The organism is Salmonella sp. 2020_1459 (genome assembly GCF_043847915.1).
Taxonomy (GTDB): domain Bacteria; phylum Pseudomonadota; class Gammaproteobacteria; order Enterobacterales; family Enterobacteriaceae; genus Salmonella; species Salmonella enterica.
The window spans coordinates 587,687-608,304 of sequence record NZ_JBCMFA010000002.1 but is presented as its reverse complement, the minus strand read 5'-3'; the positions used below and the strand labels follow the sequence as shown (position 1 = coordinate 608,304).

The 20,618-nt window shown below is 52.1% G+C and carries 12 protein-coding genes and 2 pseudogenes; 3 read left to right on the top strand and 11 right to left on the bottom strand.

The window, feature by feature from the left end; genetic code table 11:
• Positions 1-9 precede the first annotated feature (9 nt).
• From pmrA to melR, 6 genes and pseudogenes are all read right to left on the bottom strand, one after another.
• On the bottom strand, positions 10-678 hold the full coding sequence (pmrA, locus tag ACH0VJ_RS07905; protein WP_000697899.1) for a two-component system response regulator PmrA: 669 nt from the start codon (positions 676-678) through the stop codon (positions 10-12).
• A complete protein-coding gene (eptA, locus tag ACH0VJ_RS07900; RefSeq protein WP_000919309.1) occupies positions 675-2,318 on the bottom strand; it encodes a phosphoethanolamine transferase EptA in 1,644 nt (547 codons plus the stop codon). Before eptA ends, pmrA begins: the two co-directional genes overlap by 4 nt.
• 133 nt (positions 2,319-2,451) lie before the next feature.
• The gene (adiC, locus tag ACH0VJ_RS07895; RefSeq protein ID WP_000093130.1) at positions 2,452-3,789 is read right to left on the bottom strand and encodes an arginine/agmatine antiporter; all 1,338 of its coding nucleotides are present in this window, start codon (positions 3,787-3,789) and stop codon (positions 2,452-2,454) included.
• A 139-nt stretch (positions 3,790-3,928) separates the two neighbouring features.
• Positions 3,929-4,689: pseudogene (locus ACH0VJ_RS07890) on the bottom strand (AraC family transcriptional regulator).
• Between the two features lie 297 nt (positions 4,690-4,986).
• Complete coding sequence (gene adiA / locus ACH0VJ_RS07885; RefSeq protein WP_094301175.1) at positions 4,987-7,254, bottom strand: arginine decarboxylase; 2,268 nt, start codon at positions 7,252-7,254, stop codon at positions 4,987-4,989.
• Positions 7,255-7,486: 232 nt separating this feature from the next.
• Positions 7,487-8,419, bottom strand: coding sequence for a transcriptional regulator MelR (melR, locus tag ACH0VJ_RS07880; RefSeq protein WP_000106992.1), 933 nt, complete (start codon positions 8,417-8,419; stop codon positions 7,487-7,489).
• 268 nt (positions 8,420-8,687) lie between these two features.
• Here melR and melA point away from each other — a divergent pair, with 268 nt between their 5' ends.
• Positions 8,688-10,043 (top strand): alpha-galactosidase, encoded by a 1,356-nt coding sequence (gene melA / locus ACH0VJ_RS07875; protein ID WP_001527488.1) that lies wholly within the window; start codon positions 8,688-8,690, stop codon positions 10,041-10,043.
• An 83-nt stretch (positions 10,044-10,126) separates the two neighbouring features.
• A complete protein-coding gene (gene melB, locus ACH0VJ_RS07870) occupies positions 10,127-11,557 on the top strand; it encodes a melibiose:sodium transporter MelB (RefSeq protein ID WP_000028064.1) in 1,431 nt (476 codons plus the stop codon).
• 97 nt (positions 11,558-11,654) lie between these two features.
• Here melB and fumA read toward each other — a convergent pair whose 3' ends face one another.
• The 5 genes from fumA to ACH0VJ_RS07845 form a co-directional block, all read right to left on the bottom strand.
• Positions 11,655-13,301, bottom strand: coding sequence for a class I fumarate hydratase FumA (gene fumA, locus ACH0VJ_RS07865; protein ID WP_000037205.1), 1,647 nt, complete (start codon positions 13,299-13,301; stop codon positions 11,655-11,657).
• 95 nt (positions 13,302-13,396) lie between these two features.
• Positions 13,397-14,737, bottom strand: a complete 1,341-nt coding sequence (gene dcuB, locus ACH0VJ_RS07860; RefSeq protein WP_000899149.1) for an anaerobic C4-dicarboxylate transporter DcuB — start codon at positions 14,735-14,737, stop codon at positions 13,397-13,399.
• A gap of 146 nt (positions 14,738-14,883) precedes the next feature.
• On the bottom strand, positions 14,884-15,150 hold the full coding sequence (locus tag ACH0VJ_RS07855) for a hypothetical protein (protein WP_001530565.1): 267 nt from the start codon (positions 15,148-15,150) through the stop codon (positions 14,884-14,886).
• 316 nt (positions 15,151-15,466) lie between these two features.
• Entirely contained in the window at positions 15,467-16,186 is a 720-nt protein-coding gene (gene dcuR, locus ACH0VJ_RS07850; protein WP_000611307.1) for a two-component system response regulator DcuR, read from the bottom strand.
• A complete protein-coding gene (locus ACH0VJ_RS07845; protein WP_000682894.1) occupies positions 16,183-17,814 on the bottom strand; it encodes a sensor histidine kinase in 1,632 nt (543 codons plus the stop codon). The genes dcuR and ACH0VJ_RS07845 overlap by 4 nt, the downstream gene beginning before the upstream one ends.
• Before the next feature lie 374 nt (positions 17,815-18,188).
• Here ACH0VJ_RS07845 and ACH0VJ_RS07840 point away from each other — a divergent pair.
• Positions 18,189-20,618 (top strand): annotated as a pseudogene (locus ACH0VJ_RS07840) (DMSO/selenate family reductase complex A subunit).

Below are 20,618 nucleotides of genomic sequence, written 5' to 3'. Positions count from 1 at the left end.
CAGGCTCACTTAGCTTTCCTCAGTGGCAACCAGCATGTAGCCAAACCCGCGAACCGTGCGAATGCGCGACTTGCCGACTTTGTCGCGCAAATTATGTATATGCACTTCCAGAGTGTTGGTCGAGGGTTCGTTATCCCAGTTGTAGATATCGTTATAAAGAATTTCCCGGTGCACCGGACTGCCTGCCTTGAGCATCAACCGTGAGAGCAACGCGTACTCCTTAGGCGTCAGGGTCAGTTCCTGTCCATCCCTCCATGCCTGATGGCGGCCTATATTGAGCGTCAGATTGCCAACCGTCAGTTCACTTTCACCCTGGTTATTATGGCGGCGCAGCAGCGCGCGGATGCGGGCGTGCAACTCCTCCAGGGCGAAGGGTTTAACCAGATAATCATCTGCGCCGACATCCAGCCCGGTAATGCGGTCATTGAGCGTATCGCGGGCGGTCAGAATGAGTACCGGCAGGGTATATTTTTTCTGTCGGATTCGCGTCAAGAAATGCAGGCCATCCTCATCGGGCAGCCCTAAATCCAGCACCATCAGACTGTAATGACCAGACTCCAGACTATGCTCGGCGGCACGCGCTGTCGAAACGCCATCACACGCATAGCCTTCGGTTTGCGCGGCGAGTATTAACCCCTGTAATAATAGCGTGTCGTCTTCAACAATCAGTATCTTCATTCGCTTAGTCTCCTGCACGGTTGCAGAATATCATCTGCGGCCTGGTAATACGTCGTTTGTACGCCGGTTAATCCCAGCATGGTTGAGAAAAGATTGTCCTGTGAATAATCCAGCGTGCTCGCCCGTTTTTGCAGGCAGGCCTGATCCACCTGATAACGCTGTTGATAATCTTTAGAAAGCCAAATGAGCATCGGGACATGTTTTTGCGTATCCGGCGCAATGGAATACGGCAGACCGTGTAAATAAACGCCATTTTCACCCAATGATTCGCCGTGATCGGAAAGATAGACCAGGCTGGTGGTGAATTTATCCTGATGAGATTTCAGCAGGTTAATGGCTTTATCTACAATATAGTCCACGTACAGCACGGTATTATCATAGGTGTTGATCAACTGCTGTTGGGAACAGTTCTGAATTTCGTTCGTGTCACAGGTTGGGGTAAATTTTTTAAACTGCGGTGGATAACGGTTGTAATAGGTTGGGCCGTGGCTGCCGATGGTATGTAATACAATAACGCCATCGCCTTTCAAATGGTCGATATAGTCTTCCAGACCGTGAAATAACACTTCATCGTAGCACTCGCCGTCGATACATTGTCCGGGCAGGTTTAGCTCGGTGACATTTTGATGCGGAACGCGATCGCATGCGCCTTTACAGCCGCCGTCATTATCATTCCACAGTACGTTAATCCCCGCGCGCTGGATAATATCCAGTAGCCCTTCCTGGTGATGCGCCAGCTCTTCGTCATAATGTTTGCGCGGCATATCAGAAAACATGCAGGGAACGGAGATCGCGGTCGCCGTACCGCAAGAGGTGGTATGCGGGAAATAGATCACATCGTCTTTCGCCAGCCGCGGATTGGTGTCGCGCGGATAGCCGCCAAGAGAGAAATCATCGCCGCGCGAGGTTTCGCCAACGATGAGAATCGTCAGGTTTTTGCGATCGCCTTTCAGCATTAATGGATTGCGATGGGCATCCTCGCCAATGCGTACCAGCGGCAAATTCGCCAGCCGTTGATGCGAATACCATGACCAACTGGCGACAATACTGTTCGATGGGCTTAACGATTTGATCAACTGTTTATTATTTCGAAATAGCGAGGCGTAATCTTTATAGAAAAAGGCGGCGACCAGAATAACTAATAAAATAGAGATCAGGACGCTGGCCAGGCGGTAAAGCCCGCTACGTAAGCGCGGCGTCGCCGGGCGGATTTTGACCCAGAAGGCAATCACGGCTGCCAGAACGCCGCTTAATCCCAGCGTCAGCACCATTTGCGGCGTCATCAGCGCAAAGGTTTCCGCGGGCGTGGTATCCATCATATTGGCGATCATGGAGCGATCGATGATGATGCCGTAAGTCAAAATAAAATACTGCGCGGCAGCGCCGACCAGAATAAAAACGCAGGCCAGCAGTCGGTTTAGCCAAATAAATGAGGCCAGCGTCAGCACACTATTGACCACGCTAAACGCGACGACCGGCATGGAAATAAACACCAGCACATTGCGCGGCGAGTTTAACGGTAGGTCTTGTAGTACCTGCTTGTAGAACGCAATGTTCAGGCAGACGGCAATATAAAAGGAAAAAAGCAGAAGCCAGGCGATTTGCCCAAGAACAGGTCTTTTAAGAAAGCGCTTTAACATGTTGATGCGTCCATCGATTCGGTGACGCTAATCGTGACAAAGTAAAATTAAGTGAACCTTAAGAACTTAATGTTGGAGGTGGCCGGATAACCTGCGCTATCCGGCCTGTTGCGATAACATTAACTACACGTGGTCAATCCTGTTTAACCGGCGCATCCAGCGGATACGGGTTTTTGTGAATACGGTTGTAGTTCAACGCATACAGCGCGGTGATCACCATCAACGTGACGAACGACCACATCACTTCTTTGGCGCCGGAACCGATGACCGCCCAGATGCAATACACAAACGCGACGAAGGTGATCAGCAGATACAGCGGGCGCGCTTTACCAAAGTGACCGTGGCCCAACAGCAACAGCGCGGCACAGGTGTAAAGATAAGGCACCAGGGTGAAGATAACCGACACGGAGGAGACCAGACCAAACTCTTTCGCGGCGTTCGGCGACATACTGCTGAACTGGAAGATAGTCATCAGCACGCCGACGATAAGCAACCCAGCCACTGGCGTACCGGCTTTATTAACCCGCGCGAAGATCGGCGGGAAGAGACCATCGTCCGCCGCCGCTTTTGCGGTTTGACCGGCAAGCAGCGTCCAGCCGCCGAGAGAGCCCAGGCAACCTGCTGCCGCACAGAAGGAAACAATAGCCCCTGCGGTATCGCCCAGCGCCATACGCGCCGCGTCACCGAAAGGCGATGCCGACACACGCAGCGCCGCGTTGGGGATCATCCCCATAATCGCCGTTGTGGAGAGCACATAGCAGACGGCGGCGATCAGTACCCCGCCGATGGTGGCGATAGGCACGTTGCGTTTCGGGTTTTTGACCACACCGGCCGCAACGGAGGCGCTTTCTACCCCGATGAATGACCATAGCGTGACGTTCAACGTGCTTTGTATCGCCCCGAAGGTATTCATGCCGCTCACGTTCCAGGCCGCCATATAGGTTTCGCCTTTAAACCAGAACCAGCCGAAGACCGCAATCCCTACGATAGGCACCAGCGCCAGTACGGTGGCGACGGCCTGTACGCGGGTAATCATTTTCGGCCCGACGATGTTCAGCAGAACAAAAATCCACAGCACCGCGACGCAGGTAAGCGTTAATACCAGCGGATCTTTCAGAATCGGGAAGAAATAGCTCAGATAGCCGACGCCGATAACGACCATCGCGATATTACCGATCCAGCATGCCAGCCAGTACAGCACGTTCGTTTGATAGCCCAAAAACGGCCCGAAGCAGCGGCGTGCGTAGGCATAGGAACCGCCGGGACTGGGATCTAAGGACGACATTTTGGCATAAACCATCGACAGCGCCAGGGCGCCGATGATAGTGACCAGCCATCCGTAGATTGCAATCCCGCCAGTGGCCGCCAGGTTGGCAGGGAGTAAGAATACCCCTGAACCCATAATATTCCCCGATACCATTAAGGTGACGGGGATTAGGCCCACTTTGTGAGCATCAGCATCCGAAGACATAATTTGGACTCCTGAAAAGGTGACTTCGTTACGATAAATTACGTCGTATCATACCCCCTCAGAATGCCGCTGAATTATGTCGGAGACGGGTTATCGCCAATGCTGTTATTATCGTGTCTTATCGTTGAGTGTAGAAAAATTAGGCAGCCGATCGTTCCCGATGTTGGCTAACATAATGCAGGGGGGTCATACCATAAAACTCTTTAAACACGGAAATAAAGTATGATGTGCTGTTATACCCACACAGCTGTGAGACTTGAGAGATATTCTTTCCGTCCATTAATAATTGGTTTACGGCATAACGCATTCGGCAGGTCGTGATTATTTGGCTATAACTGGTATTCTCGTTTTTGAGCTTTTTCTTTAACAAGCTTGGACTCAGGCACAGGCAGCTGGCAACGGCGCTCAGATTCCAGTCTTTATGAATATCGCTCTGAATGATGTGGTAAACGCTGTCACTGATGCGGCTGCGCAGCATGTGCATTAACAAAGAAATAAATTTTTTGTGGTCAAGAAAGCGGGATAAAACGGTAAAAAGGAGCGCACGGGTACGTTCACTAACAATTTCATCCGGTGCTTCCATCGCGCTGTAGCGGGCGGCGACCCTGAAGATATCCGGCGTCAGACAGTGGCGGTCAATAAGGGATCGGCGTTGCGTTGCCAGACGGGAAGGTGTGAGAGATCTTTATTCAGGAATTGTAAATAGTCTTTAATATTATTGCGACTCACTTGTATTACTAGCACGCTATTTAATGATGAAATGTCAATAACGTTATTTTCACAAGCCAGAATGGCCATATGATTCGCTTTTAAACTGATTGGCTCCTTACCATTTACTCGTAACCATGTATCTTTTTCGGTTAATAACACTATGCAAGGCTCGTTGCTGCAAATCCTCATACCCGAACTCCTGGAATATGAACATAAAAGACCGGATCTCGCCAAACGGGAGAGATAACGGGGACTGAGTCAATTGTGTGATGAATTGAAACTGCACTAAAATAACTTTCCTGAATAATATTACAATATTTGTACGATGAATTAGGGTGTACAAAAAGTTGTACGCGAGTGGAAACTTGTCATTTTTGTATAAAAAAAGCGCGGGATGGGGCCCGCGCAAAAAGGTATGACAGTATTATTGTTTTGCAGCAATACTCAGGGAATACATGCCATCCTCAAAAAAAAGACTCTTTGTGATTAGGCTTTCACGCACATAACGTGATATACGCCATCAATAATTTCCGTGCCTTCGGTTTCATGCTCAAAGCCAGGGAAGTGATGATCCCAGGATTGCAGTGAGCGTAAGTAACCCACCTGCGGACTGTTTTCATCGCCAAAGTTTTCACCGGAGAGCAGCATCGGGATGCCTGGCGGGTAAGGAATAACGGAGTTCGCCGCAATGCGACCCGGTAGATTTTCAATCGCCACCATTTCAATATTGTCGTTCACGATCGCGTTGTAGGCGTCGCGCGGGGTAATCTCCGCAACCGGCAGGGTGGAATAGGCGGCGTTGAGACGGGCGCCCGGGTTATTTTCACGTAGCCAGGCAAACATTTTATCGCCCAGGTCATGAATACCCATGTTCGCGTAAGTGTCAGGATAATCCTGCACCAGTTCCGGCATCACCTGCGCCAGCGGCGTATTCGCGTCGTAATGATGTTTGAAGGAGCACAGCGTGTTGATCAGCGTTCCCCATTTCCCGCGAGTTACCCCCATAGAGAACAGGAACATAATCTGAAAGTCGGTGGTGCGGGTCGGCACGATACCGTGGCGGCCAAGCCATGCTGTGACCAGCGCAGCAGGTACGCCGGATGCTTCCAGTTCGCCATCGTCGCCCATACCCGGCGTCAGAATACTGACTTTAATCGGGTCCAGCATACTCCAGTTATCCGGCAGGTCTTTAAAGCCGTGCCAGGTTTCCCCGGGGCGCATGACCCAGCAGTTCTGGTCAGTGGCTAGCAGTTTTGCCGGCGCGTCGGCGAAGTCATACGTTTTACCGGTTTGTGGATCGGTGACGACGTCCTTATTCCACGGTTTAAAGAACCAGTCGCCTTCATCGGTAAACTCTTTATAAAGACGCGCCATCGCCTGACGGAAATCAACCGCTTCGTCAATCACCTCTTGAGTCAGGGACAGGCCGCTGTTACCGTCCATCATCGATACCGCCACATCGTTGGATGCGCAGATGGCATATAACGGAGAGGTGGTGGCATGCATCATATAGGCCTGGTTGAAGCGGGAGAAATTCACCGCGCCACGGCCTTCACGGACGTGAATGTAGGAAGCTTGTGAAAGCGCATTCAGTAGTTTGTGCGTGGAGTGGGTGGCAAACACGGTCGGACCGTTATGGTCGCCTGGCTCGCCGCGCATCGCGTAGTGATCGCAATAAATCGGGTTGAAGCGCGCATAGCCGTACCATGCTTCGTCGAAGTGAATGCGATCGCTGGTTTTTGCCAGCAGATCCTGCGCCTCTTTGGCGTTATAGCATACGCCGTCATAGGTACAGTTGGTCACCACGCTGTAAGACGGTTTCTGTCCGGCTTTGGTTTTGGTCAGCGGGCTGGCGCTGATTTTTTTCTGCAAGGTTTCAGGCTGCATTTCCTGCGGGTAGATTGGCCCGATAATGCCGTAACGGTTACGGCTTGGCACCATATATACCGGTTTGGCCCCAGTGAGGATCAGCCCCTGCTCGATGGATTTATGGCAGTTACGATCCAGTACAACGACATCATTATCCGTCATACAGGCCTGCATAATAGTACGGTTAGAACCGGAGGTCCCGACAACCACGGACCAGGAGCGGTCAGCACCGAATACGCGGGCGGCATTTTTCTCGCTTTCGCCAAACGCGCCGGTATGGTCGAGGAGTGAACCGAGCGTGGTACGCTCAATCCCCATATCGCTGCGGAACAGGTTTTCGCCATAATAATCGTGATAAAAGCGACCGGCAGGCGTTTTAGTGAAACCGACGCCGCCCTGGTGTCCCGGCGCCGCCCATGAATATTCATGAATGTCGCTGTATTTCATCAACGCGTTAAACAGCGGCGGTAACAGTTGCTGGCGATACCGGGTCATGGCGGCAACGGCGCGTCCGGCGATAAAGTCAGCGGTGTCTTCCAGAATCCAGGCGAATTCATCGACAAGCTCCAGCAGGTCGCGGTCCAGCGATGCCGTCGCTTTTTCCCTGTCGCCTAACAGGAAAACGGGCACGTTTTGCTGACGCTCGTGAAGCTTACCGATCAATTGCCTGACGCTCAGGTGCTCATCCGGTTGTTCCATTTGGTAGCTAAACATCAGACAGTCAATGGCTTCGTTCGCGGACAAGATGGCATAGCCGTCATCGAAGGATGTCGATTTAATGACGGTAACATTTTGTTGGCTCAAGGCATCCGCCAGACGCTCAACCGCGTTGCCAACCCAGGTGTCCTGATGCAGAAACTCACTTTCAACAATTAATACTTTCATCATCTTTTACCCGGTTGTGGAGGCCGTGCAATTTACGCCTTGCCGACCCGCCGTATGAATGTGACGTGGGCAAGTATTACCCCGTCAAATAGGGGGTGTAAAGTGATGGAATAATGGTCAGTTATTGATATTATTGTTTAATAAACAATGGGTTAATTATTGATAGCGAGCGATTTCACCCGCCGTTTATCGACAGGTGAATTATTTTTTTGGCTGATAGTGGTATCCGGCTTTAGCCGGGCATCGTCTGGCGTCGTTGCTGGCTTAGCTTGCGGTATTGTTGCGGCGACATACCGACAAATTTGCTAAAAGTACTGTAAAAACGGCTGCTGGATCGGAACCCGGCAGTCAGAGCGACATCGAGGATCGTTTTGTCAGTATCGCTCAATAAGGCACGTACGTGATTGATGCGCATCGCCGTGATGTACTGCTTCATCGTCAATTGCATAACCCGCTGGAATATTCCCATCGCGTAATTAGCATTGAGTTTGACATGCTCCGCGACGTCGTTAATGGTGAGCGCCTGATCGTAGTTATCGGCAATAAATCCCAGCATCTGGCTTACGTAAAACTGCGCATGGCGTGAGACGCTATTCTTGTGGGTGCGTGATGTTTTATTGAGCAAAATGGGCTGCCAGCCGGAAAGGCTAAAGCGTTTAAGCATCAGGCCGATTTCATCGATCGCCAACTGGCGAATTTGCTCATTCGGGCTGCTTGTTTCCTGCTGCCAGCGCAACACTTCAAAGGTGCTAAGCTGCTGGGTCGCCAGTGATTTAACCACCATCCCGTGCGTGACATGGTTGATAAGATCGCGATCCAGCGGCCAGGAGAGAAACAGGTGCATCGGCAAACTGAAAATCGCCATCTGGCGGCAGTTGCCGGGGCGGGTAAGCTGGTGTGGCGTACAGGCCCAAAACAGGGTGATATGCCCCTGCTTTATCTGCACGACTTCATTGTTGATTAAATACTCCACATCGCCGTCAAACGGAACATTCACTTCTACTTGCCCATGCCAGTGACTGCTGGCCATTCTGTGCGGCGGCCTCAGTTCAACGTCCAGTCGTTGATATTCGGAATAGAGCGACAGCGGGCTACGGGTTTGCTTTTCATCGCCGTTGCACATGTGCGGGTCGGGCGGGAGGAGGGATATTGCTTGCGTACTCATCGTCACTCCATTTCCTGAATTATCAGAATTATGCCCCTTTAGCCGGGAGGAAACCGGGAATCCGGACACAGAATCCGTCGATATTGTAGAGCGTAGCCTGACTATCAGGCCGAATACTCTGCTTTTTACGCCATTTTGTCCCAAAAACTCAGATCTTCCGCGTGTCAGCATACGATCTGAGTTTTCGGGAATGCTCATCGGGGAAGACGGAGGTTTTCACCGGGAACGCGTGCCACCATGAAGGTGTTCACTACTGTTCTGGAGAGTCATGATGACGGCACCCAAAATTACCTTTATCGGCGCAGGTTCTACGATTTTCGTCAAAAATATCCTCGGCGATGTGTTTCACCGCGAGGCGCTAAAGTCAGCGCATGTCGCCCTGATGGATATTGACGAAACCCGGCTGGAAGAGTCGCATATTGTGGTACGGAAACTGATGGACTCAGCGGGCGCTTCTGGCCGGATTACCTGCCATACCAACCAGAAAGCGGCGCTACAGGATGCGGATTTCGTGGTGGTCGCCTTTCAGATTGGCGGCTATGAACCCTGCACCGTGACCGATTTTGAGGTTTGTAAGCGTCATGGCCTGGAACAGACGATCGCCGATACGCTGGGGCCGGGCGGCATTATGCGCGCGCTGCGGACCATCCCGCATCTGTGGCGGATTTGCGAAGACATGACGGAAGTCTGTCCGAAGGCCACCATGCTCAATTACGTCAACCCGATGGCGATGAATACCTGGGCGATGTATGCCCGCTATCCGCATATCAAACAGGTCGGCCTGTGCCATTCGGTACAGGGAACGGCGGAAGAACTGGCGCGCGACCTGAATATCGATCCCGCCTCGCTGCGCTACCGCTGCGCCGGCATTAACCACATGGCGTTTTACCTCGAACTGGAGCGCAAAACGGCTGACGGGACTTATGTCGATCTCTATCCTGAATTGCTGGCGGCCTATGACGCCGGACAGGCGCCGAAGCCCAATATTCACGGCAATGAACGCTGCCAGAACATTGTGCGCTATGAGATGTTCAAAAAGTTGGGCTACTTCGTCACCGAGTCATCAGAGCATTTTGCCGAGTACACGCCGTGGTTTATTAAACCGGGACGCGAGGATCTGATTGCGCGCTACAAGGTGCCGCTGGATGAATATCCGAAACGCTGCGTAGAACAACTGGCGAACTGGCATAAAGAGCTGGAGGAGTATAAAACCGCCGAGCGTATCGACATCAAACCGTCCCGCGAGTACGCCAGCACCATTATGAACGCTCTGTGGACCGGCGAGCCGAGCGTGATTTACGGCAATGTGCGTAATGAGGGGCTGATTGATAACCTGCCGCAGGGAAGCTGCGTGGAAGTGGCTTGTCTGGTGGATGCCAACGGCATTCAACCGACGAAGGTGGGGACGATCCCTTCTCATCTGGCGGCGATGATGCAGACCAACATCAACGTGCAAACGCTGTTGACCGAAGCCATCCTCACGGAAAACCGCGATCGCGTGTATCACGCGGCGATGATGGACCCTCATACCGCGGCGGTGCTGGGTATCGAAGAAATCTATGCGTTGGTTGACGATCTGATCGCCGCGCATGGCGACTGGCTTCCGGCCTGGTTACGCCGTTAATCTCCAGCCGCGCTGGACGGCAGATCCGGCGTTTAACCTCTACTAACAGAAGGCGGGCGCTGGTAACAGCGACCCGGTACCCTATGAGCATCTCTCTGACAACAAAGCTGAGTTACGGGTTCGGTGCGTTTGGTAAGGATTTCGCCATCGGCATTGTGTATATGTACCTGATGTATTACTACACCGATGTGGTGGGACTCTCGGTCGGCCTCGTCGGCACCCTCTTTCTGGTCGCGCGAATCTGGGATGCGATAAACGATCCCATCATGGGCTGGATTGTCAACGCCACGCGTTCGCGGTGGGGGAAATTTAAGCCGTGGATATTGATCGGCACCTTAACCAATTCGCTGGTGCTTTTCCTGCTGTTCAGCGCCCATCTTTTTGAGGAAACCGCGCAGGTTGTATTTGTCTGCGTAACCTACATCCTGTGGGGCATGACGTATACCATTATGGATATCCCATTTTGGTCGCTGGTGCCGACTATTACGCTTGATAAGCGAGAACGCGAACAACTGGTGCCGTTCCCGCGTTTCTTCGCCAGTCTGGCTGGCTTCGTCACTGCCGGTATAACGCTGCCGTTTGTGAACTACGTTGGCGGGGCGGATCGTGGGTTCGGCTTTCAGATGTTTACGCTGGTGCTGATTGCGTTCTTTATCGCCTCGACTATCGTGACATTACGCAACGTCCATGAGGTGTACTCCTCCGACAACGGTGTAACGGCGGGCCGCCCACATCTGACGTTAAAAACGATCGTTGGATTGATATACAAAAACGATCAGCTCTCTTGCCTGTTGGGAATGGCGCTGGCGTATAACATTGCCTCCAATATTATCAATGGCTTTGCGATCTACTACTTCACCTATGTGATTGGCGATGCCGATCTTTTTCCCTATTACCTTTCTTACGCCGGCGCGGCGAATCTGCTGACGCTGATTGTCTTCCCCCGGCTGGTGAAAATGTTATCGCGGCGGATATTGTGGGCGGGCGCCTCCGTGATGCCCGTTCTGAGTTGCGCAGGGCTCTTCGCGATGGCGTTGGCGGATGTCCATAATGCCGCTTTAATCGTGGCGGCGGGTATTTTCCTGAATATCGGGACCGCGCTCTTTTGGGTGCTTCAGGTAATCATGGTGGCGGATACGGTCGATTATGGGGAATTTAAGCTCAATATTCGCTGCGAGAGTATCGCTTATTCCGTACAGACGATGGTTGTGAAGGGCGGCTCGGCGTTTGCGGCGTTCTTTATCGCTCTGGTGCTGGGGCTGATTGGCTACACGCCGAACGTGGCGCAGTCTGCGCAAACCCTGCAGGGGATGCAGTTTATTATGATTGTCCTGCCGGTACTGTTTTTCATGATGACGTTGGTTCTCTACTTCCGCTACTACCGTTTGAATGGCGACATGCTGCGCAAGATTCAGATCCACCTGCTGGATAAATACCGGAAAACGCCGCCATTCGTCGAACAGCCGGATAGCCCGGCGATTTCTGTGGTAGCGACCAGCGATGTAAAAGCGTGAGCATGTTCTCTCGTGCAGGCCGGATAAGCCGGATAAGCGTAGCGCCATCCGGCAATTAACCGATAACGCGGCCCGGGAGAACGCCGGGCCTGCCAGGTTATTTCGCGCAGTTAGCGCACTGTTTGCTGACAATCTGCTGGAAGAAATCGTTGCCTTTGTCATCCACCAGGATAAAGGCCGGGAAATCTTCTACTTCAATTTTCCAGATAGCTTCCATGCCGAGTTCCGGATATTCGACACACTCCAGATGCTTAATGCTCTGCTGTGCCAGTACCGCCGCCGGGCCGCCGATACTGCCCAAATAAAAGCCGCCATGTTTTTTACAGGCATCCGTGACCTGCTGACTACGGTTGCCTTTCGCCAGCATGATCATACTGCCGCCGTGGGATTGCAGTAGATCGACATAAGAGTCCATTCGGCCTGCGGTGGTGGGGCCTAATGAGCCAGATGGATAACCTGCCGGGGTTTTTGCCGGACCTGCGTAATAGATGGGATGGTCTTTAATATACTGCGGCAGGTCTTCGCCGGATTCAATACGCTCTTTTAGCTTCGCGTGGGCGATATCGCGACCTACGATAATGGTGCCCGTCAGCGACAGACGAGTCGAGACCGGGTACTGCGATAGCTGGGCGAGGATCTCTTTCATCGGACGGTTGAGATCGACTTTCACCGCGTCGCCTTCGCCCGCCTGACGCAGCGCTGGCGGAATATACTGGCCCGGATTGTGTTCCAGTTTTTCGATCCAGATGCCTTCGCGGTTGATTTTCGCTTTGATGTTACGGTCGGCCGAGCAGGAGACGCCCATCCCCACCGGACAGGAAGCGCCGTGACGCGGCAGGCGAATGACGCGAATATCGTGGGCGAAATATTTCCCGCCGAACTGGGCGCCGAGGCCAAGTTTTTGCGCTTCTTCCAGCAGTTCCTGTTCCAGGTGGAGATCGCGGAATGCCTGGCCGTGCTCGTTACCTTCCGTCGGCAGCGCGTCGTAATAGTGGGTGCTGGCGAGCTTAACGGTTTTCAGCGTGCTTTCCGCCGAGGTGCCGCCAATGACAAAGGCGATATGGTATGGCGGACAGGCCGCGGTGCCCAGCGTGCGCATTTTCTCAACGAGGAAGTTTTTCAGCTTGCCTGGGGTGAGCAGCGCTTTGGTTTCCTGATAGAGATACGTTTTGTTTGCTGAACCGCCGCCTTTCGCCACGCAAAGGAACTTGTACTCGTCGCCATCGACGGCATAGAGATCGATTTGCGCTGGCAGGTTGCTGCCGGTATTGACCTCTTTGTACATATCCAGCGGTGCGTTCTGCGAGTAGCGCAGGTTATCTTCGATATAGGTATTAAACACGCCTTTGGAGAGCGCGGCTTCATCGCCGCCGCCCGTCCAGACGCGTTGGCCTTTTTTACCCATGATAATCGCCGTGCCGGTATCCTGGCAGGTCGGCAGAATGCCTTTGGCGGCGATCTCGGAGTTTCTCAGGAATTGCAACGCCACATATTTGTCGTTTTCGCTGGCTTCGGGGTCATTGAGAATGGCGGCGACTTGCTGCTGGTGTTCAGGACGGAGCATAAAAGACGCATCATGGAAGGCCTGCTGAGCCAGCAACGTTAACGCCTGCGGCTCAACGTTGAGGATAGATTCTCCGTTGAATTCACTGACGCTGACATAATCGGAGGTGAGCAGATAATACTCTGTTTTGTCCTCTCCCATCGGGAAAGGCGCCTGATAGATAAACTCTTTTTTCGACATGTGCTTCCAGCCTAATAGTAAGAAAATGTATTAAGAGCCTCACGGGCCAGGCTCTAAGTCGCGCGCCGCGCATAACCGGGCGGCGCGCGCGGCCATTACAGGAATCCGTACATTGCGGCAAAGATCCAGCCAAAGACGCAGGAGACGCTCACGCCAATCAAACCCGGCAGAATGAAGCTGTGGTTAATGACGAAGCGGCCAATACGGGTTGTGCCGGAACGGTCAAACTGAATCGCCGCCAGATCGCTTGGGTAGGTCGGCAGGATATAGTAGCCATAACATGCCGGCGCAGAGGCCACGATATACGCCGGATCGACACCGATAGCCAGCGCGACGGGAACAATCGCCGCCAGCGCCGCGGCCTGGGAGTTAACAAACTTGGAGACCAGCAGCAGAACGATGGCATAGGCCCACGGATACTCTTTGACCATTTCGCCCAGCACGCCCTGAATTTCCGACATATGCGCGCCGAACATGGTTTCCGCCATCCAGGCGATCCCGTATACCGCGACAATCGCAATCATACCGGAACGAAAAACTTCGTTTTTTGAGATAGACGCAGGATTGGTTTTGGTCAGGATGATAATGAGCGCCCCGGTCAGCAGCATGAACATCTGAATGACCAGCACCATCGACAACGGTTTGCCGCCGAAGGTTGGACGTAAGTCGGAGTCCGCGCCCAGGAGAGCGACCACGGCAATCGCCGCCAGGAAGATCCACATCGCCAGCCAGTTGCTTTTCGGCAGTTTTTTATCCAGCAGCGTCGCGGTATCGCCGTACACGTACTGACGGTTTTCCGGTACGGAAATAAATTTCTGAAACGCTTCGTCTTTATCCAGATCTTTACCGCGGAACCAACTAAAAATACCGATTGCCAGGATACCGAGCAGGGTAGACGGGATGGTGATCGACAGCAGATCGAGGAACTCCAGATGTTTTCCGTCAAATGTCACGTTGCCCAGCATCGCTACCAGAGAAACCACGGCGACGGAAACCGGACTGGCGATGATGCCCATTTGCGCGCCGATAGAACTGGCCGCCATTGGACGTTCCGGACGGATATTATTCTTGATCGCCACGTCATAGATAATCGGCAAAATGGTGTAGACCACGTGGCCTGTCCCACACAGAATCGTCAGGGTACAGGTGACGAACGGCGCCACAATAGAGACGTATTTGGGGTTGCGGCGCAGCAGCTTTTCGGCAATCTGCAACATCACATCCAGCCCGCCTGACGCCTGCAACGTTGCCGACGCGGCGACTACCGCGATAATGACCAGCATTACGTCAACGGGCGGTTTACCTGGCTGGAGATGGAAAACAAACACCAGAATGACCAGACCGATACCGCCCAACAACCCGAGCGCGATCCCGCCCTTTCGGGCACCATAAAACAGACATATTAATATTATGAGAAGCTGTATACTAAATAACATTTTTATTTATCCTCGCGATAAACCCAGTCAATTTTGATAAATGGATCACAGCCATCTTCTGATTTGTGTGAATGAACATCAGGAAATGGCGAATATTCAATGCGCCAGTGGCGACGATTAACGATTAAGCTTTTTACAGAGTTGCTTTAAGTAATTATTTTCTTGCGATGGTGATGTTCAGAGGGGAGTACCCTCTGGCGATGGGCAGGTGGAGTCAGCGAGAGCAGTAAATTATGATTTGTCTGTTTTAAAAACAGGCGTTTATTCTTTAATTTTTGTGTCTCGCCATCAGGTAAATCACGAGATAAAGCGAACAGAATGTGACTTATGTGATCATTGTCACGCCATTTTTTTAAATTATTAGTATGGCGTGTGGAGACGCGTATCTGCTCACCAATATACGTATTGTCCATAGGCGTAGCACAAGCTCCATTGCTACAAACATAATTTTATTTAAGTGTCAGGAAAATTCCGGACAAATCCCTTTTTTAATAAAAATACACACTCTCGGCATGGGATAATACTTAATTAACTTTTGTTAGCGTTTTGAAATTAAAAACAGCGCAGAGCGCTGTAATAATAGAAAATAACGTTAACAGGCCTGGGTTGAGTATATTTGATCTGACACAATTTCCCAGGTTTGTTATTAATGTGATAGCGTTTTTATTGGCATTGTTATAATAAATGTTACCAGGATATAACGCTTCGCGTCGGCTTTATGCGGTATCCTTACTGACAATATTGTTTCAGTAAAGAGTAATGTTCCGGCTGAACGCGGTAGCGGTAAACCGGCCTGCCGGTCACGCCGTAATGAATACTGGTAAACAAGATATGGCAATTCACCAGCCAGATGAGATATTTACGGCAGGAGACGCGCGAGATATTCACTTCGTTGGCCAACTCGTCGGTAGAAAATTCCTGCTCCTGATGCGCATCAATCCACTGACATAAGGTGCGTAGCGTTTGCTGCGTCAGCCCTTTTGGTAGCCGACGAGGCTCCTGCTCGCTGGATGAATTACCGTGAATGAGCAGGTCAAGCTCAGACTGTTCGTAATACTGGCGTTTTTCCATCGCCGTTTTCTTACGTAGCCAGCCGGTCAACGCTTCTTCAAAGCGCGTGGCCTGAAAAGGCTTGATCAGATAATCCACCACGCCGTAGTGAAGCGAATCTTTAATGGTGGCGGCGTCAGCGGCAGAAGAAATGACAATAACGTCGCTTTTGCAGCCTGCGCTGTGCAGGACAGGCAGCAGATCCAATCCGTTTTCCTGCTGCATATAGATATCCAGCAGGATTAGGTCAATGTGATTTTCACTGTTGAAGATAAACTCTTTCGCTTTTTCCAGCGTCGAAGCGGTTCCACAACAATGAAAACCGGAGATTTGCGCGACATAGCGGCGATTTAACTCCGCGACCATCGCATCGTCATCGACAATTAATACATTGATCATAGGCTGGTCCTTTTTCCATCCCAGGGTAACTGTACAAAAAATTGTGTGAAGATCCCAGGCTCGGACTCCACGGAAATTACGCCGCCAAGTGCTTCAACCTGCTGTTTAACCAGCGCTAAACCGACGCCGCGTTCGGCGCCTTTCGACGAGACGCCTTTTTCAAAAATCGCCTCGATGCGCTCAGGTTCGATACCCGGACCGTCATCGCTCACTTCGCAATGCAGCCAGCCATGACGGTAGTGTAACGAGACGCTGATTTCGCCGCCGGATTCCTGGCTCAACGCTTCCAGAGCGTTTTCAATCAAATTACCCAGCGCCGTAATCAGCACCGTAACCTGATCTTCATTGTTATTATCCGGTAACTGGCTGTCGCTGCTTATCACCAGGCTGTGCCCGAAATCAGAGGCACGAGTAATCTTACTGAGCAAAAAGCCAGCGATAATCGGCGACTTTATTTTACCTAGCAGCAAACCGATCTCTTCCTGATAGTTATTGGCCGTCTTGATAATATACGCTTCAAGCTGCTTATAACTCTTCAGGTGCAATAATCCCAGAATCACATGTAATTTGTTCATGAATTCGTGGGATCGTTCACGGAGCGCATCCGCGTAGTTCACCATCCCGTCCAACCGCTGCATCAGTTGGCGAACTTCTGTTTTATCCCTGAAGGTGGATATCGCGCCGATAATTTCGCCGTTGCTGCGCACCGGAACGGTATTCACCAGCAGCAGGCGGCCTTTGACGATGATCTCTTCATCGCGGCGCGGCGTACCGTCACGCAACACTTCGCTAATGTCCACCACCTGTGACCAGGCATGACTCAGGGTGGATAATCTGGCGTCATCCTGCGTTTTTCGATAATCGAGCAGCGCCTGCGCCGCATGGTTAATCAACGTGACTTCGCCGCTATCATCCACGGCGATAACGCCCTCTTTGATTGACTGCAGCATTGCCTGGCGTTGTTCAAACAGGGTTGAGATCTCATAGGGTTCGAGGCCAAACAGGATACGTTTTAGCACCTTGACCAGCGCATACGTGCCTAATAACCCCACCAGAGCGCCGAACAGAATGGACCAGATAATACTGCCGCGGCTATTGTTGATCTGCTGCGTAACGTGACTGAGTTCCAGGCCAATCGCTACAACGCCAATCTGCCGGTGGCGTTCATCATAAACCGGTGTGAAAACGCGTAGAGCTTTGGCGAGAAAGCCGCGATTAATGGCAACGTTTTCCTTTCCCTGCAACGCGAGCAGAATATCATCGCCTTTGAACGGTTGGCCGATTCGCTGCGTTTCTGGGTGTGAATAACGGATGCCCTGCATATTGGTCACTACAATAAACAAAAAGCCATTATGCTGGCTCACCGCTTCGGCGAGCGGCTGAATGCCGCTTTCCGCAGGCGGTTTTTTCAGCCCCTCGCGAATTGCCGGAGAGTCCGCCAGCGAGCGAGCCACCGCCAGCGCTTTATCTGCCAGCGCGTCGCGCGTCATGCTGCTGATTTGCGAAAAATAGATCAGATGGACCACAACGAGCACCGAAAACAAAACGGCGCTGACCATCAGAATGACGGTAGTGCCGAGTTTCATGGGGCGTTTGCGTAACGCCCGGCATGGCAGGGAGTGTTTCATAGTGGACCTGAACGGACGAATCGTAAGGTTATTATCCCTGATGAGGCGTCTAATTCAAAGGCATAGGCGATGTTGCTCCAGTGTTGAAAAGCCCGTCTAGTCTTGCAGGGGGCGCTACCTGCTCATGTCGACTGGCAAACGTCATGTCGTTAATTAATATCGCCGGATACCGTGATGGGTAATTTATTTTCATCAGAATTACATAAAATAATTTTTCATTAATTTTTATAATAACGTATGCGGTATCACATTTTATTTTTACTGACGTTCAGAATGCGTTTGATCACAATCAATCAGCACAAATATTTAATCTATTATGATTAGTTTTCATTACATATTATTAATAATTATGGAAGCAATGTGAGAAATAAAAAATGGAAATAAAAAAATGGCTGAACACAACCATAACCCGACGTGATGCTATTGTCGCTACTGCAAAAGTAGGGGCGGCGGTGACGCTAAGCCAGGCGATTACGCTGCCTTTTGCTACCACTGCCCAGGCGTAGGATACCCCGATACCGAAGGATGCCAACGGCGAAACCGTCAGGCACAGCGCCTGTCTGGTCAACTGTGGCAGTCGATGCCCGCTTAAGGTTATCGTGAAAAATGATCGCATTGTGCGTATTGAGCCGGAAGACGCGAAAGATGACGCGGTATTCGGCGAGCATCAGATTCGTCCCTGCCTGCGTGGGCGTTCCAGTCGCTGGCGCGTCTATAGCCCGGATCGCATTAAGTATCCGATGAAAAGAGTGGGAAAACGCGGCGAAGGAAAATTTAAACGTATTTCATGGGATGAGGCCACGGCCTTTATTGCGGCGGAATTAACGCGTGTTAGCGAACAATATGGCCGGGAAGCTATTTATTATAATTATCAATCCGGGGCATATTATCATACGCAGGGATCGCCCGCCTGGAAGCGATTGTTAAATCTCACCGGCGGCTATTTAAATTACCATAATACCTACTCGACCGCGCAAATCGCGACGGCAACGCCCTATATGCATGGTACCTATGTCGGTAGCCATTTTACGCAGATCGCGCATTCCGATCTGGTGGTGCTATTTGGCCTGAATCTCTCAGAAACGCGGATGTCCGGCGGCGGTCAGGTTGAAGAGCTGCGCCGGGCGCTGGAGACCTCGAAAGCCCGAGTCATTATTATCGATCCGCGCTATACCGATTCGGTGATTACCGAACACGCCGAATGGCTACCGATTCGCCCAACCACGGACGCCGCGCTAGTCGCCGGCATAGCGCATACGCTGATTACCGAACAGCTTCTCGACGAGGCGCTGGTAAACCGCTATTGCGTCGGCTATGACCGTAGCACCTTGCCGGACACGGCTGCGCCTAACGCCAGCTATAAAGATTATGTTCTTGGCACGGGCGATGACGGTATCGCGAAAACCCCGGAATGGGCGGCGGATATCACCGGTATTCCGGCAACGCGTATTCGCCAACTGGCGCGCGAAATCGCCTCGGCGCGCGCCTGCTATATTTGCCAGGGCTGGGGGCCGCAGCGTCATGCCAACGGCGAACAAACCGTGCGTGCTATTCAGACGCTGCCAGCGTTAACAGGCCACTTCGGGCGGCCCGGCACCAACAATGGCAACTGGCCTTACGGTACGCCGTATGGCGTGCCATTGTTGCCTGTCGGTAAGAATCCGATCACAACCTCTATTCCTTGCTATCTGTGGACGGACGCCATTCAGCATCCGGAGAAAATGACCGCGACGACAATGGGGGTGAAAGGCGCGGACAGGCTAAAAACCGGGATTAAGCTGTTTTTCAACCAGGCCGGTAATACCTTGCTGAATCAGCACGGCGAAACGAACCGCACCCGACAAATTCTCGCGGATGAATCGCTGTGTGAAACCATTATCGTGATTGAAAACCATATGACGCCCAGCGCGATGTATGCGGACCTGCTGTTGCCGGAGACCAGCTATCTTGAGGCGGAAGACCTGGTGGACAGCTCCTATGCGGCGGGATCGCATAACTATATGATTGCGATTCAGAAAACCGTTAAACCGATGTGGGAAGTGCGCAGCACGTATGACATCTGCGCGGATATCGCCGGGCATCTTGGACTGCGCGAGCAATATACCGAGGGCCGAACTCAGGCGCAGTGGGCGGAGATGCACTATCAGCAGATCCGTGAAAAACGTCCATACCTGCCGGAGTGGAGCGTGGCGAAAGAGATGGGTGTGATTGACCAGCGTATCGCTACCGAGTAGCAGAGCCTTGCGTTTGCCGATTTCCGCGCCGACGCCGAGGCTAATCCACTCTCCACGCCGTCGGGCAAAATTGAAATTTACTCCCAGGCGCTGGCGGATCTGGCGCAAGCGTGGACGTTGCCAGAAGGCGAGCGAATTCCCGCATTGCCGGAATTTTGTCCGGCGAAAGAGTCGCACCTTAACAAAGCGCTGACGGCGAAGTATCCGTTGCAGTTAAGCGGCTTCCATACCAAAGGGCATACCCACTCGACCTACAGCAATGTGCTGATGCTGCATGAGGCGGTGCCGGATGAAGTCTGGATTAACCCGATTGACGCCAGCGCCCGCCAACTGAAGTCCGGCGATCGGGTTCATGTATTCAATGACCGCGGCGTGGTGGAGCTTCCCTGTAAAGTGACCCAGCGCATTTTACCCGGCGTGGCGGCGATGCCGCAGGGCGCGTGGACGCGGCTTGACGGCAACGGCGTTGATGTCGGCGGCTGTATCAATACGCTGACCAGCCACCATCCTTCGCCGCTGGCGAAAGGCAATCCGCAGCATACCAATCTGGTTGAAATTAAACGCGCTTAA

What these genes read in the sequence shown, in the direction of transcription:
- pmrA (WP_000697899.1), bottom strand. Translation starts at nt 678, where the DNA reads ATGAAGATACTGATTGTTGAAGACGACACGCTATTATTACAGGGGTTA.
- dcuR (WP_000611307.1), bottom strand. Translation starts at nt 16,186, where the DNA reads ATGATCAATGTATTAATTGTCGATGACGATGCGATGGTCGCGGAGTTA.
- adiC (WP_000093130.1), bottom strand. Translation starts at nt 3,789, where the DNA reads ATGTCTTCGGATGCTGATGCTCACAAAGTGGGCCTAATCCCCGTCACC.
- dcuB (WP_000899149.1), bottom strand. Translation starts at nt 14,737, where the DNA reads ATGTTATTTAGTATACAGCTTCTCATAATATTAATATGTCTGTTTTAT.
- eptA (WP_000919309.1), bottom strand. Translation starts at nt 2,318, where the DNA reads ATGTTAAAGCGCTTTCTTAAAAGACCTGTTCTTGGGCAAATCGCCTGG.
- ACH0VJ_RS07855 (WP_001530565.1), bottom strand. Translation starts at nt 15,150, where the DNA reads ATGGACAATACGTATATTGGTGAGCAGATACGCGTCTCCACACGCCAT.
- melB (WP_000028064.1), top strand. Translation starts at nt 10,127, where the DNA reads ATGAGCATCTCTCTGACAACAAAGCTGAGTTACGGGTTCGGTGCGTTT.
- ACH0VJ_RS07845 (WP_000682894.1), bottom strand. Translation starts at nt 17,814, where the DNA reads ATGAAACACTCCCTGCCATGCCGGGCGTTACGCAAACGCCCCATGAAA.
- adiA (WP_094301175.1), bottom strand. Translation starts at nt 7,254, where the DNA reads ATGAAAGTATTAATTGTTGAAAGTGAGTTTCTGCATCAGGACACCTGG.
- melR (WP_000106992.1), bottom strand. Translation starts at nt 8,419, where the DNA reads ATGAGTACGCAAGCAATATCCCTCCTCCCGCCCGACCCGCACATGTGC.
- melA (WP_001527488.1), top strand. Translation starts at nt 8,688, where the DNA reads ATGATGACGGCACCCAAAATTACCTTTATCGGCGCAGGTTCTACGATT.
- fumA (WP_000037205.1), bottom strand. Translation starts at nt 13,301, where the DNA reads ATGTCGAAAAAAGAGTTTATCTATCAGGCGCCTTTCCCGATGGGAGAG.